1 tRNA gene is annotated in these 282 nt (G+C 42.6%); it reads left to right on the plus strand.

The window, feature by feature from the left end:
- Positions 1 to 7 precede the first annotated feature (7 nt).
- A tRNA-Ala gene (locus MTCD1_RS18935) sits at positions 8 to 83 on the plus strand.
- Positions 84 to 282 lie beyond the last annotated feature (199 nt).

Consider the following 282-nt stretch of genomic DNA (forward strand, 5'->3'; position numbering starts at 1 on the left):
CATAAATGGGGCTATAGCTCAGCTGGGAGAGCACCTGCCTTGCACGCAGGGGGTCAGCAGTTCGATCCTGCTTAGCTCCACCATTTAATTTTACTCAGCGTTAGTTCGCAGCTCGTGTAGTAAACTACACGTCGCTACCAACTGCCTTGATTAAAAGTAAATGGATATTTTCTTCTTCACTAAAGAAAGAGACCAAACTTAAAGTGTTGTAGGCGGGAATTTATTCGCGCTTATGAGGACAACTTAAGTTTGGTTTTTTAAACCACTTTTTAAGCGAATGTG

It is taken from the genome of Colwellia marinimaniae (genome assembly GCF_002207865.1).
In the GTDB taxonomy this organism is placed as follows: domain Bacteria; phylum Pseudomonadota; class Gammaproteobacteria; order Enterobacterales; family Alteromonadaceae; genus Colwellia; species Colwellia marinimaniae.